Below are 14,190 nucleotides of genomic sequence, written 5' to 3'. Positions count from 1 at the left end.
CGTCTCGGCGCCGCGCGACTGTCGGAAGCCGGTTCGGGCGCGTAGAATCGCGGCGCCTCCCGCGCCGCCCGCCCGATTGGATTCGACACCGCCATGCCCGAGATCGCCGACAAGACCCCGGCCCGGCCTGGCGACGCGCGCGGGCGCGTCGAGGACGCGCTCGCCGACGTCACCGCGCTGATCCGCCGGAACCGGCTCGTCGAGGGGCTCGTCCACGAGCAGGCTGCGCAGGCGTCCGACGCGGAACGCGCCGGCCTCGTCGAGAGCCTCGTTACCCGGCAGAACCGCGCTGCGCTCCAGCAGCGGCTCGACCGGCTGCATCCGGCGGACATCGCCTACATCCTCGAGGCGCTGCCGCTCGAGGAGCGCCTCTACGTCTGGGACCTGATCAAGTCCGCCGAGCGCGACGGCGAGATCCTGGTCGAAGTGAGCGACGCGGTCCGCGAGTCGCTGATCTCGTCGATGGACACCGAGGAACTCGTCGCCGCGGCGGAAACGCTCGAGGCCGACGAACTCGCCGCGATCGCCGAGGACCTGCCGCAGGAGGTGATGGATGACGTCTTCCAGAGCCTCCCGGTCGAGGAACGCGAGCAGTTGCGCGCCGCGATGTCGTTCGACGAGGACATGGTCGGCGCGCTGATGGACTTCGAGGACATCCAGGTGCGGGCCGACGTCAAGCTCGAGGTCGTGCTCCGCTACCTGCGCCGCTTCGAGGACCTGCCGTCGCAGACCGACCAGGTGTTCGTCGTCGACCGCGACGAGAAGCTGCTCGGCGTGCTGCCGATCGCGAAGCTGATCGTCAACGATCCGGAACGCATGGTCGGCGACGTGATGGCGCCCGCGGCCGTCAAGCTCGCGCAGCACGAGAAGGCCGACGTGGCCGCGAGCACGTTCGAGCGCTACGACCTCGTGTCGGCGCCGGTCGTCGACACCAACGACCGCCTCGTCGGCCGCGTCACCGTCGACGAGGTGCTGGACTTCGTGCGGCGGCGCGGCGAGGAGGAGGTGCTCGCCCAGGCGGGCCTGCGCGAGGAGGAGGACGTCTTCGCATCGGTCTGGAAATCGTTCCAGAACCGCTGGGCCTGGCTCGCGGTGAACCTGATGACCGCGTTCTTCGCCTCGCGCGTGATCGGCGTGTTCGAGGGCTCGATCGCGAAGCTCGTCGCGCTCGCGGCGCTGATGCCGATCGTGGCGGGCATCGGCGGCAATTCGGGCAACCAGACGATCACGATGATCGTGCGCGCGGTGGCGCTCGGGCAGGTCACGCGCAACCACGCGGACAAGCTGATCCGCAAGGAGCTCTTGGTCGCGCTCGCGAACGGCGTCATCTGGGGCGGCGTGATGGGACTCGTCTCGATGATGCTCTACCACGACGTCAAGCTCGGCCTCGTGATGGTGTTCGCGATGACGCTCAATCTGCTGCTCGCCGCGATGATGGGCGTGCTGATCCCGATGACCATGCTCAAGATCGGCCGCGACCCGGCGGTCGGCTCCTCGGTCCTGATCACCGCGGTCACCGATTCCGGCGGGTTCTTCATCTTCCTCGGACTCGCGACGCTGTTCCTGCTGTAGCGGCGACGCGGTGCCCGCCGTCGACCCGACGGAGCGGGCGATCCCTCGCGGCCGAGCGCGCCTGCGGGACCGTCGGTCGCGCGCATTCGGCCCCGGGGGAATAGTCGCGGGCGGCCGACTGTTCGACTCCTTGTTCCGGACTGCCCGGAGGGGAGGTCGAACGAGCGGGAGGGCCGCGTCGGGACGCTCGCCAGCCCGGCGAAACCGGCCTAAGCTCCCGGCGCGCTCCCGGGCACGGCGGCCATGCCCGCCGGGCCGCGCCTCGGGCACCAGACGCCACGCCATGGCCGATCCGCCGCTGCCGCATCCGGAAATGCTCGCCGCGATCCCGCGACTGCGGCGCTATGCGCGCGTGCTGACCGGCGACGGCTCGCGCGCGGACGACCTGGTGCAGGAGGCGCTGGCGCGGGCGTGGGAGAAGCGCCGGCTGTGGCAGCCGGGGACCGATCTGCGCGCGTGGCTGTTCACGATCATGCACAACGTGTTCGTCAACCAGAAGGCGAGCGCGCGCCGCGAGGCCGCGCAGGTGTCGCTCGATGCGGACTCGGAACTCGGCCGCAGCGCGTGGCAGGTGCCGGTGCCGGCGACCCAGTTCGCGCGCGTCGAGCTGACGGAATTGCTGCAACGGGTGGGCCGGCTGCCTGCCGAGCAGCGCGAGACGCTGCTCCTCGCCGTGGTCGAGGAGATGAAGTACGAGGAGATCGCCGCAGCGCTCTCCGTGCCGGTGGGCACCGTGATGTCCCGCCTGTCGCGGGCGCGCGAGAAGCTGCGCCGCATGACCGAGGAGCCGCCCTCCGCGCTCAAGCGCGTGAAGTGACGACGCACGGCGACAGTGGAAGAACGATGAGCGCGATCCCGATCACCGACGACGACCTGATGGCCTGGGCCGACGGCCAGCTCGCCGACGAGCGCCGCGAGGCGGTCGCGCAGGCGATCGCGCGTGATCCCTCGGCCGCGGCGCGCGTCGCGGCGATCCGCGAGCAGAACGCCGCGCTGCGCGACGCGTTCGATCCCTGGCTCGACGAGGCGATCCCGCCGCGCCTCGCCGCCGCCGCGCGCGGTCATCCGGCGCGCGCTCTCGCGTGGCGCCTGTGGCCGGCGTACGCGGCCGCGGCGACGCTCGTCCTCGGCCTCGCCGCCGGGTGGTTCGCGCGCGATGCGATGCTCGAGCGGACCGGCGTGCCGACGACCTTCGCGCGGCAGGCCGCGATCACGCACGCGCTCTACAGCGCCGACCCGCGCCGGCCGGTCGAGGTGTGGGCGAACGAGGAAGCGAGCCTCGCGCGCTGGCTCACGCGCCGCATGGGGACCGAGGCGCACATCCCCGACCTGGGGTCGCTCGGGTTCACGCTCGTCGGCGGGCGCCTCGTCGCGGGCAACGAGAAGCCGACCGGGCTCGTCATGTACGAGAACGCGGACAAGCAGCGCGTCACGCTGCAGTGGCGATTGTCGAAGGACTCACGCGGGCCGACCGGCGAAACCGCGTTCCGGTACGCCGCCGAGAACGGCGTCGGCGTCTTCTACTGGATCGACGACGACACCGCCTACGCGCTCTCCGGCCCGCTCGACCGCACCAGGCTGCTCGCGGTCGCGCGCGTGGTCTACGGCCAGCTCGCGACGCCGCCGACGGGAACTGCTCCCGTTCCATCGGCGCCTCCGGCGGGTGGCGCGTCGCCTCCGGTGCCCGCCCCCGCCCCCGCACGCACGACCGGTTGATCGCCGGTGGATCCGGGGGGCCCGGCTGCGTGCGGCCGGCCTGTCGGATCGCGCGTTGCGCTACGATGGATGCTGCCTCGCGTGCCACCCGGGCGCGCGCCGGGGCAATCGACGGAGCGCGAACGTGAGCACGAAGGAGTTCCACGGCGTATTCCCCTATCTCGTGTCGCCGATCCGCGCCGACGGCTCGGTCGACGATTCGGTGCTCGCGCGGCTGTGCGACGACCTGATCGGTGCGGGCGTGCACGGCCTCGCGCCGCTCGGATCGACCGGCGAGTTCGCCTACCTCTCCGCCGCGCAGCGCAGGCGCGTCGTCGAAGTCACGATCGAGGCGGCGAACGGCCGCGTGCCGGTCGTCGCGGGCGTCGCGTCGACCACCACCGCGGATGCGGTCGCCCAGGCGCGCGACTACGAACGCATGGGCGCGAACGGCATCCTCGCGATCCTCGAGGCGTACTTTCCGATCGCCGACGACGGCGTGTACGCGTACTTCAAGGCGATCGGCGAGGCGGTGGGCCTGCCGGTCGTGCTCTACACCAATCCGAACTTCCAGCGCTCCGACCTCTCGCTGCCGGTGATCGAGAAGCTCGCGCGCGTCCCGACCATCCGCTACATCAAGGATGCGTCGGTGAACACCGGGCGCCTGCTGTCGATCCTGCTGCGCGGCGAGGGGCGCATGCAGGTGTTCGCCGCCTCGTCGCACATCCCGGCCTGCGTGATGCTGATCGGCGGCGTGGGCTGGATGGCGGGCCCGGCTTGCGTCGCGCCGCGGCAAAGCGTCGAACTCTACGAATCGTGCCGGCGCGGCGACTGGAAGGGCGCGATGGAGAAGCAGCGGCCGCTGTGGGCGCTCAATCAGGCGTTCGCGAAGCACAACCTCGCGGCGTGCATCAAGGGCGGACTCGTGCTGCAGGGCTACGCGGTGGGCGACCCGCTGCCTCCCCAGTCACCGCTGTCCGCGCAGGGCGTCGACGACGTGCGGCAGGCGCTCGTCGCGATCGGCGCGCTGGCCGGGTGAAGCTCGAACGCGTCGACCTCGCTCCGTCGCCCGAGCGCGACGGCTGGGTGCGGCTCACCGGTCGCGTGTCCTACGCCGCGCCGCAGGCCGGCCGCGACGCCGAGGATTACTGGTACGAGTTCCCGGAAGCGTACGCGGGCGACATCTCGACCACCGGCAACCCCTGGCTCGCGTGCCTGCTGCCGGTCGCGGTCACGCTGGGAGAATCGCTCGAACTCTGCCGCCCGGTCGACGGCGTGATGCTCGACCACGCACGCGAACTGATGGGCGCATGGCGGATGTGGAATCCCGCGCATCGGCCGGTGGCGATCGAGGCCGACGTCATGCGCGAGCCCCCGGGAGCGGGCACGCGCACCGTGTGCCTGTTCTCCGGAGGCGTCGACTCGTTCTACTCGGTGCTCGCATCGCGCGCCGCGCCGATCGATGATCTCCTGACGATCCACGGCGCGTTCGACCTGATGCACGCGAAGCGCCCGTCGTTCGAGCGCGTGCGGGCGAAGCTGCAGGCGGCGGCCGACGCCCTCGGGAAGACGTTGATCCCCTGCGCGACCAATCTGCTGCACACGCGCCTGGGGCGCACCGACCTCATGTACATGTCGCAGGGCGCGATGATGGCCTCGGTGCCGCTCGCGCTCGAGCGGCGGTTCCGGCGCGTGATCGTCGCCGCCAGCGTCGATCTCACGTGGAAGGACGCCTGGGGCACGCATCCGCTCACCGATGCGCTGCTCTCCACCGCCGCGACCAGCGTCGAGAACCACGGCTTCTCGGTCCTGCGCACCGAGAAGCTGCGGTTCGTCGCCGGGCACGACGTCGCGCTCGCCGCGTTGCGCGTGTGCCTGTTCACCGGCGACGAGACCAATTGCATGAACTGCGAGAAGTGCCTGCGCACCGCGATCATGCTCGACCTGATGGGCGTCATCGGCAAGGCGCCGGCGTTCGGAGCGCAGCGCCTCGACGTGCGCAAGGTGGCGCGGATGGCGATCGGCGATCCGAACGTGCGCCACTACTACGAGGAGATGCTCGAGGTCTGCCGCGAGACCGGCCGCGACGACATGGCGCGCGCTATCCGCCGCGCGCTCGCCCGCTCGCGTTTGCACGATCCGTTCCGGCCGTTCGTGCGCTGGCTGCGCCGCCACCCGGCGATCCGGCCGCTCACCTACCGGCTGGAGCGCCTCGTGCAGGAGCCCGGCGTCACCCGCCACCTCGGCACGTGACCGACATCGCAACGTGAAGCTCGTCGACGTCGACATCGGCCGGTCGCCCGAGCGGTCGGGACACGCGCGCCTCTCCGGCGTCGTTCGCTACGACGACGCGCGCGGCGGCCCCGCGGAGGAGGTCTACTGGTTCGAAGTGCCCGACGTGTTCGCCGGCGATCTCACCGAAACCGGCAACCCGTGGCTCGCGATGCTGCTGCCGGTCGCGATCGCGTCGAACGAGCCGCTCGTGCTCGCGCGGCCGGTGGATGCACGGTTGCTGGACGGCGCGGAGGATCTCAAGCGGACCTGGCGCGCCTTCCATCCCGACGATCCGGACGTCGCGATCGACGCGGATGTCCAGGAGGACGCCGCCCGCGCAGCCGGAACGCGATCCGCGTGTTTCTTCTCGGGCGGGGTCGACTCGTTCCACACGGCGCTGCGCCCGCGCGCCTCGCGGCTCCACGATCTCCTGCTCGCGCTCGGTTCGTTCGACACTTCCGGCGGCGATCCCGCGTCGTTCGCGCGCATCGAAGCGCGAATGCGGCACGCGGCCGATCGCCTGGGCAAGACGCTCGTCCCGGTCACGACCAACCAGATGCGCACCCGCCGGATCAACGCCGCGCTCGCGCTCCGATCCGCGCATTCGCTGCTCGCGGCGCTGGCCCTGGCGCTGGAGCATCGGTTCGATCGCGTGCTGTTCTCGTCGTGGACCGACTACGGCTGGCTCGAGCGCGACCTCGACTACTCGCAGGTCGCGCAGTTGCTGTCGACGCGCGGGACCCGGTTCGAGAACGAGGGCGCCGCGCTGTCCCGCGTCGACAAGATCGCCGGGATCGCGGACCACGACGTCGTTCGCGAAGTCCTGCGCGTCTGCTACGAGAGCGGACACGAGAACAACTGCATGCGTTGCGCGAAGTGCCTGCGCACCGCGGTGGCGCTCGAGGCGCTGGGCGGCCTCGATCGCTGGCCGACGTTCGGCGGCGGCAGGTTGACGGCACGGCAGGCCGGGCGAACGACGATCGCCGCCTTGATCGAGCGCCACTACTGGAAGGAACTTCCGCCGTTCTGCCGCGCGCACGGCCGCGAAGACCTCGCCCGCGCCGCCGAGCGCGTGCTCGCGCGCGCCCGCCTGTTCGATCCGTTCCGTCCGGCCGTGCGCTGGCTGCGCCGCCGACCGATGCTTGCGCGCTGGACCCATCGCGCCGAGGCGCTGGTGCAGGATGTCGATCCGCTTAGCCTCGGACCGCGGAGTGGGGCGCGGTGATCGGCGGCTTTATCGGCCTGGCCTTCGCGAACGGCGCCGTTCTGTTCGGGACCTGCCTGGGGGAGGTCCGAGGCGAGGACGCGGGATCGAAGTCGAGCGTCAGCCGGCGAGGTAGCGCTCGAGATCGTCCTCGTTGAGGAGGCCCTTGTCGCGCGCCTCGCGCGCCCAATAGCCCTGGACGGTCCGAAACTCCTGATCGCGACGGGCAACACGCGCCTGACGAAGCGCGTCCTGGATCACGCCGCTGAGCGTCTTGCCCTCAGCTTCGGCGAGCGCTTCCGCCTCGCGGGCGAGGTCGGCAGGGAGCGAGATCGTCTTCCGGACGGTGGTGGCCATGGGCGCGCAATGGTCCGAAGAATCAATCAATCATACGCGGCGGTAGCCCGCGCGATACGCCCTCGCAGGCCACCAAGTCCAGGGGCGGCTGGACGGCACAACGGGGCGCCGGCCCCCCCAGCGGAGGAGGGCGCGTTGCCAGCATTGCCTGACCCGTCGGGGCACCGCGGGCGACGCCCGGTCGATCGGTGGCTCATCTGCTGATCCTGCCTTCCGGCATGCTCCCGGACTTGCGTACGCCTCTGCCCAGTCCGTCGGCCACCTGAGCGCCGTTCCAGAGTGGCCCGATCCTTGCTCCCGATCAACGGCCGCTGAACGGGCAGAAGACCCCTCGCACCATGGCTCGCCTCGAAGACCTCAAGCCCGGCGCCGCCGTCCGCGGGATCATCCCGGACGCCTTGGCAACCGTGCAAGCGGTGAAGGCGATCGGCGCGTCGGCAGTCGAGCTCACGTTCAAGGATCCCGCGGGCAAGCTCGGCAACGTCCTGCTCTACCGCGACCGCGAGGCCGAGCTCGAAATCGTCGAGCAGGGCCGCCCGTGGAGCTTCGACGGCGACGGCGCGACGTTCCAGCTCGTCTCCGAAGCCAACCGCATCCGCCTCGCCCACCTCTACGATCCGGTGCTCGCGGTCCACACGAGCAACGTCGATCCCCTGCCCCACCAGATCACGGCGGTCTACGAGGAGATGCTGCGCCGCCAGCCGCTGCGCTTCCTCCTCGCCGACGACCCCGGTGCGGGCAAGACCATCATGGCCGGGCTCCTCATCAGGGAGCTGATCGCGCGCGGCGACCTGCAACGCTGCCTCGTCGTGTGTCCCGGGAGCCTCGCCGAGCAATGGCAGGACGAGCTGTTCCAGCGCTTCCACCTGCCGTTCGAGATCCTCACCAACGACAAGCTCGAATCGGCGCGCACCGGCAACTGGTTCCTGGAGACGCCGCTCGTCATCGCGCGCCTCGACAAGCTAGCGCGCAACGAGGATCTGCAGCTCAAGCTCGAAGCGCCCGACTGCCGCTGGGATCTCGTCGTCTGCGACGAGGCGCACAAGATGTCCGCCACGTTCTTCGGCGGCGAGGTCAAGTACACGAAGCGCTACCGCCTCGGCCAGCGGCTGTCCGCGTTGACCCGCCACTTCCTGCTGATGACGGCGACGCCGCACAACGGCAAGGAGGAGGACTTCCAGCTCTTCATGGCGCTGCTCGACGGCGACCGCTTCGAGGGCAAGTTCCGCGATGGTGCGCACACGGTCGACGTCTCCGACCTCATGCGCCGCATGACCAAGGAGTCGCTGCTGAAGTTCGACAGCACGCCGCTCTTTCCCGAGCGCATCGCCTACACGGTGCCCTACCAGCTCTCGCCGATGGAAGCGCGGCTCTACTCGGATGTCACCTCGTACGTTCGCGAGGAGTTCAACCGCGCCGAGAAGCTGCAGGACGAGAAGCGCACCGGCACCGTCGGATTCGCGCTCACGATCCTGCAGCGCCGGCTCGCGTCGTCGCCCGAAGCGATCTACCAATCGCTGCGCCGGCGCCGCGAGCGCCTGGAGAGCCGGCTGGCCGAGATGGAAACCCTCCAGCGAGCCGGCAAGTTCGCGAACGCGCCGCGCGGCCCCGAACTGGACGCCGAGGATGTCGAGGACCTGGAGGACGCGCCCGACAACGAGGTCGAGGAAGCCGAGGAACAGATCCTCGACGAGGCGACCGCCGCGAGGTCGATCGTGGAGCTCAAGGCCGAGATCGAGACGCTCGGACGCCTCCAGTCGCTCGCGCAGTCGGTCCGAAGCTCAGGCGAAGACCGCAAGTGGACGGAGCTGGTCGGCCTGCTGCGCGTGGCCTTCACTGCGGCGTCGATCGCCAATCCGTCCGCGGAGCCCGACGCGCCGCCGTTCCGGCCGACGGAGATCAAGCGACCGCAGGGGTCGCCGCATGAGAAGCTCGTCATCTTCACCGAGCAGAAGGACACGCTCGCGTACCTGCAGCGCAAGATCGAATCGCTGCTGGGTAGTCAGGACGCGGTCGTCTGCATCCACGGAAGCATGGGGCGCGAGGACCGTCTCGCCGCGCAGGGAAAATTCCGCTCCGACCCGAAGGTCAAGGTGCTGCTCGCGACCGACGCGGCGGGCGAGGGGATCAACCTGCAGCGCGCGCACCTGATGGTGAATTACGACCTCCCCTGGAACCCCAATCGGCTGGAGCAGCGCTTCGGGCGCATCCACCGGATCGGCCAGACCGAGGTGTGCCACCTGTGGAATCTGGTGGCCGAGGGCACGCGCGAGGGCGACGTCTACCGGCGCCTGCTCGAGAAGATCGAGCAGGCGCGGTCGGCCATGGGCGGCAAGGTGTTCGACGTTCTGGGCAAGCTCATGTTCGAGGGCCGGCCGCTCAAGGACCTGCTGATCGAGGCGATCCGGTACGGCGACCAGCCCGAGGTGCGCGCGCGTCTCACGCAGCAGATCGACGGCGCGGTCGACCAGAAGCATCTGACGAACCTCGTGGAAGATCACGCGCTCGCCCATGACGCGATGGACCGCAGCCGCGTCTGCCGCATTCGCGAGGCGATGGAGCGTGCGGAGGCGCGCAAGCTGCAGCCGCACTACATCCAGTCGTTCTTCCTGGAGGCGTTCAAGCGCCTCGGCGGCTCGGCCAGGCTTCGGGAGCCCGAGCGCTTCGAGATCACCCATGTCCCCGCCGCCGTCCGGAACCGCGATCGCGTCATCGGCATGGGTGAGCCCGTGCTCCAGCGCTACGAGCGCATCGCCTTCGACAAGTCGCTCATCGCGCCTCAGGGCGGCACGCTCGCGGCGTACGTGTGCCCGGGCCATCCCCTGCTGGACGCCACGCTCGACGTAACGCTGGAGCGGGACCGCGACCTGCTTCGCCGCGGAACCGTGCTCATCGACGAGCGCGACGGGAGCGATCGCCCGCGCGTCCTCTTCTACCTGGAGCACGCCATCCAGGACGCGAGCCGGACCGCCTCGGGCGGAAACCGGATCGTCTCCAGGCAGGTGCTCTACGTCGAGCTCGACGGAGAGGGCAACGCGCGCAACTTCCAGTACGCGCCGTATCTCGACTATCGCCCGCTGGCCCCCGACGAGCCCGACGCGACGGCGATGCTCGCGCGGCCGGAGTGCGCCTGGATCGGCGCAGACCTCGAAACGAGAGCCCAGGTTCACGCGATCGAGCATGTGGTGCCGAAGCATTTCGACGAAGTGCGCTCGCACCGCATCGAGCTGATCGACAAGACCGAGGCCGCGGTCAAGGACCGGCTGACCAAGGAGATCCACCATTGGGACCACCGGGCCCAGCAGCTTCGCGAGCAGGAGCAGGCGGGCAGGGCGCCGGGAAGACTCAACTCCGAGGAGGCCCGCAAGCGCGCCGATGCGTTGCAGGCCAGGCTGCAGAAGCGATTGGAAGAGTTGCGCTCGGAGCGCCAGCTCGACGCGCTCCCGCCGGTGGTGCTCGGCGGACTGCTGGTGGTGCCCGCCGGCCTCCTCGCGAAGATGCAGGGCAAGCCGCCGCCGCCCTCGGCCGACTCGCCCGACAGGCAGGCCTCGGCCGCGCGCGCCCGCCGGATCGTCATGGACATCGAGCGCTCGCTCGGATTCGACCCGGTCGACCGCGAGTTCGAGCGGCTCGGCTACGACATCGAGAGCCGTGTGCCCGGCACCGGCAAGCTGCGCTTCATCGAGGTGAAGGGGCGCACTGCCGACGCTTCGACGATCACGGTGACCAAGAACGAGATCCTGTACTCGCTCAACAAGCCGGAGGATTTCGTCCTGGCGATCGTCGAGTTCGACGGGGACGAGCACGACGTCCGGTACGTGCGGAGGCCTTTCCAGCGGGAGCCGGATTTCGGGGTGACGAGCGTCAACTACGACCTCGAAGACCTGCGACGCAGAGGGAAACGGCCATCTTGATCCCGCCGCTCGCAACTGGCCGAAATCCAACGAATTTCCCTCATCGCTGCAACCACTCGCTTCGGAACTTCGATGATCCCGGGCACAATCGTCTACCTGGTCGGGTTGCTGAAGCGATAGGTTGCATGCCGTGAGTGTCCTCGTCGAAGCAATATCGGTCATCGTCGACCGCAACGCGATCGATGCCCGGTTCCCGGGCGGCTGGGACGCGTTCGTCCGGTTCGTGCCCAATCCGACGCTTTGCGCCGACCCGTTTCTGGCGCGTGTCGGATTCATGCATGCGGACGACGTACGAGCGTTCGTGGAGGCGCTCGAGGCGCGTGGACTGCGGCACTTGCGCGACGGGAATGCCGTCGACGTAGTCGTCGTCGACCAACAGCGGGGTCCGACGACGCGCTGCGATTGGGTCGAGTTCGGCAAGAGCGAAGGCGAGTTCCGGGTGTCGGCATGCCGCAGGCTCGGTGCGCCGGACGTACAACTGGCCACACCGGAGGGATGGACGTATGAGGGATCGCTGTCGCAGACCTTCGGATTCACGCCGCTCGAGAGTGTCGACCGTTCGCTGACGTTCCTTCGTCATGACGACGGTGTCGATGTCTATGTGAGTCGATTGACGGGCGAAGAGGTGTACATGGGGAGAAGCCGCACTCGCAAGTAGCAGGCAGTCGAGGCACGGCCATCGAGGCAACGGGGCGCTCCGCCAAGCTCTGCATTGGGGAGTACGTTGATCGAGTACCTGGCCGGATTCGAAGACGTCGATCCCGTGCGACGGTATCAACGCCGCCTTGATGCACAATACGCGTTGCTCCCGGTCATGAGGTGGAACTCCGGATCATGAGGCTCGCGGACGAGGAACTCGAGAGGATGCTCGCCGACACCGAATCCGACCGTTGCGAGCGCAAGGAAACGTTTCGTGGCGAATCGCCGACGATGGTGAGGGAGGCGGTCTGCGCGTTCGCCAACGATCTCCCCGGGCATGGCCGACCCGGCATCGTCTTCGTCGGGGCGCACGACAATGGCGCCTTGACCGGGCTGCCCATCACCGACGAGCTGCTGCGCTCGCTGGCCGACGTGAAGACCGACGGGAACATCCTTCCCCCTCCGAGCCTTTCGGTCGAGAAACGGGCGCTGGGCGGTATCGACGTCGCCGTGATCACCGTCCAACCCTCCGATTCGCCTCCGGTGCGATTCAAGGGCCGAATCTGGATCAGGATCGGGCCGCGGCGCGGTATTGCCACCGCCCAGGACGAGCGCGTGCTGAACGAGCGCCGGCGCCACCTCGACCGGCCTTTCGACGTCCGCAAGGTCGCCGGCGCCGCGCTCGCCGACCTCGATCTTCGCCGTTTCACGGACGAGTATCTTGGGCACGTCGTGGCGACGGATGTGCTGGCCGCGAACGAGCGGTCATCCGAGCAGCAGCTCGCGGCGACCAAGATGATCGCCTCGGTCGACGATCCCGTGCCCACGGTGCTCGGGATTCTGGTGCTGTGCCATCAGCCGCGGAATTTCCTGCCCGGGGCGTACCTCCAGTTCCTGCGGATTGCGGGCAAGGCCTTGTCGGATCCCATCGTCGACGAATCCGCCATCGAGGGGCCCCTCGTCGATGTGTTGCGACGCATCGACGACAAGGTGGCCGCGCACAACCGTACGTCGATCGATCTTTCGAGCGAACCCCGCGAGCGACGCATTCCGACCTATCCTGAGGTCGCCCTGCAGCAACTCGTCCGGAACGCGGTGATGCACCGCAGCTACGAATCGACGAACGCACCTGTTCGAATCACCTGGTACGACGACAGAGTCGAGATCAGCAGCCCCGGAGGGCCGTTCGGCATCGTCGGCAAGGCGAACTTCGGACAGGCCGGAGTCGCCGACTACCGGAATCCGAATCTGGCCGAGGCGTTGCGCGCCCTCGGCTTCGTTCAGCGGTTCGGGGTGGGAATCGCCACCGCCCGGCGCGAGCTGGAGCGCAACGGCAACCCCGAGCCGGAATTCCAGGTGACCGACTCGTTCGTCAACGCGATCGTCAGGGCGCGCGCGTGAAGACCATCGCCTACTTCAACAACAAGGGCGGGGTGGGCAAGACCACCCTCGTCTACCACCTCGCCTGGATGTACGCCGAGCTCGGGCTGTCCGTCGTCGCCGCGGACTTCGATCCGCAGGCGAACCTGACCAGCATGTTCCTCGACGAATCGCGCCTCGAGGGCCTGTGGCCGGGCGGCGAGCATGGAGAGACCGTTGCGGGCGCGATCAAGCCGCTGCTCGACGGCACCGGCGACGTTCAGTCCCCCTACGTGGAGGTGCTGAACGAGCGGCTCGCGCTCCTGCCGGGGGATCTGGCGCTGTCCTCATCCGAGGACGAGATGTCCTCGCAATGGCCCAGGTGCCTGGACCGACAGGAGCGCGCCTTTCGGGTGATCTCCGCGTTCTGGCGAATCATCGAGGCGGCGGCGAACGCGAGGGGCGCGGACATCGTGCTGCTGGACGTGGGGCCGAATCTCGGTGCGATCAATCGCGCGGCGCTCATCGCCGCGCACCATGTGGTCATTCCGCTGGCGCCCGACCTCTTCTCGTTGCAAGGCCTGCGAAACCTGGGACCCGCCTTGCGGCGCTGGCGCGAGGAATGGATGGAACGGCGAGGCCGCAATCCCGCGTCGGCGCTGTCGGTTCCGACGGGGGACATGCATCCGCTCGGGTACGTCGTCATGCAGCACGCCGTGCGCCTCGATCGCCCTGTGAAGGCCTACGACAAGTGGATGCAGCGCATCCCGAGTGAGTATCGCGAATCGGTGCTCAACGACGGTGCGGCGACGTCGCCGCCGCGCATCGAGGACGACCCGCACTGTCTCGCGCTTCTCAAGCACTATCGCAGCCTGATGCCGCTGGCGCAGGACGCCCGGAAGCCGATGTTCAAGCTGACAGCGGCGGAAGGCGCATTGGGCGGGCACGCGAAGGCGGTGCAGGACTGCTACGACGACTTCGCGCGGCTCGCGAGAGAGATCGCGCGGCGCGCAGGCACCGCGCGACTCGCGAGTTGATCGGGATCGTGGTCGGCGGGCGCGGCGAGGGAAGGGGCGACGGAACCGCGCCGCCGGGCACTTCCGCCGTCGTCCGCAGCCCGCGCGCCCGCCCTCGGCCTGCAATCGCAGATCACCCCTGCATTGCTCTCCACGCTGA

General features: G+C 69.3%; 10 protein-coding genes. 9 read left to right on the top strand and 1 reads right to left on the bottom strand.

Annotated features, from left to right (window positions below; genetic code table 11):
• Positions 1-93: 93 nt before the first annotated feature.
• From mgtE to HS109_16620, 5 genes are all read left to right on the top strand, one after another.
• Positions 94-1,572, top strand: a complete 1,479-nt coding sequence (gene mgtE / locus HS109_16640) for a magnesium transporter (GenBank protein ID MBE7523996.1) — start codon at positions 94-96, stop codon at positions 1,570-1,572.
• Positions 1,573-1,855: 283 nt separating this feature from the next.
• Positions 1,856-2,389 carry an RNA polymerase sigma factor gene (locus HS109_16635; protein ID MBE7523995.1) on the top strand — a complete coding sequence of 178 codons (534 nt, stop codon included), beginning with the start codon at positions 1,856-1,858 and terminating at the stop codon, positions 2,387-2,389.
• Positions 2,390-2,728: 339 nt separating this feature from the next.
• Positions 2,729-4,306, top strand: coding sequence for a dihydrodipicolinate synthase family protein (locus HS109_16630; GenBank protein ID MBE7523994.1), 1,578 nt, complete (start codon positions 2,729-2,731; stop codon positions 4,304-4,306).
• Positions 4,303-5,520: a hypothetical protein gene (locus tag HS109_16625; GenBank protein ID MBE7523993.1), complete on the top strand. Its 1,218-nt coding sequence runs from the start codon at positions 4,303-4,305 to the stop codon at positions 5,518-5,520. Before HS109_16630 ends, HS109_16625 begins: the two co-directional genes overlap by 4 nt.
• 13 nt (positions 5,521-5,533) lie before the next feature.
• Complete coding sequence (locus tag HS109_16620) at positions 5,534-6,766, top strand: hypothetical protein (protein ID MBE7523992.1); 1,233 nt, start codon at positions 5,534-5,536, stop codon at positions 6,764-6,766.
• A gap of 99 nt (positions 6,767-6,865) precedes the next feature.
• Here HS109_16620 and HS109_16615 read toward each other — a convergent pair whose 3' ends face one another.
• Positions 6,866-7,102 (bottom strand): CopG family transcriptional regulator, encoded by a 237-nt coding sequence (locus tag HS109_16615; GenBank protein ID MBE7523991.1) that lies wholly within the window; start codon positions 7,100-7,102, stop codon positions 6,866-6,868.
• A 338-nt stretch (positions 7,103-7,440) separates the two neighbouring features.
• Here HS109_16615 and HS109_16610 point away from each other — a divergent pair, with 338 nt between their 5' ends.
• The 4 genes from HS109_16610 to HS109_16595 all read left to right on the top strand — a co-directional run bounded on the left by HS109_16610 (position 7,441) and on the right by HS109_16595 (position 14,051).
• A complete protein-coding gene (locus tag HS109_16610; protein MBE7523990.1) occupies positions 7,441-11,016 on the top strand; it encodes a DUF3883 domain-containing protein in 3,576 nt (1,191 codons plus the stop codon).
• 130 nt (positions 11,017-11,146) lie between these two features.
• On the top strand, positions 11,147-11,674 hold the full coding sequence (locus HS109_16605) for a hypothetical protein (GenBank protein MBE7523989.1): 528 nt from the start codon (positions 11,147-11,149) through the stop codon (positions 11,672-11,674).
• A gap of 176 nt (positions 11,675-11,850) precedes the next feature.
• A complete protein-coding gene (locus HS109_16600) occupies positions 11,851-13,056 on the top strand; it encodes a putative DNA binding domain-containing protein (protein ID MBE7523988.1) in 1,206 nt (401 codons plus the stop codon).
• The gene (locus HS109_16595; protein MBE7523987.1) at positions 13,053-14,051 is read left to right on the top strand and encodes a ParA family protein; all 999 of its coding nucleotides are present in this window, start codon (positions 13,053-13,055) and stop codon (positions 14,049-14,051) included. The genes HS109_16600 and HS109_16595 overlap by 4 nt, the downstream gene beginning before the upstream one ends.
• The last annotated feature ends 139 nt before the right edge of the window (positions 14,052-14,190 follow it).

The sequence above is a fragment of the Burkholderiales bacterium genome (assembly GCA_015075645.1).
Taxonomy (GTDB): Bacteria; Pseudomonadota; Gammaproteobacteria; order Burkholderiales; family Casimicrobiaceae; genus VBCG01.
The sequence above is the reverse complement of the archived record's forward strand: the minus strand, read 5'-3'. Positions and strand labels throughout refer to the sequence as shown.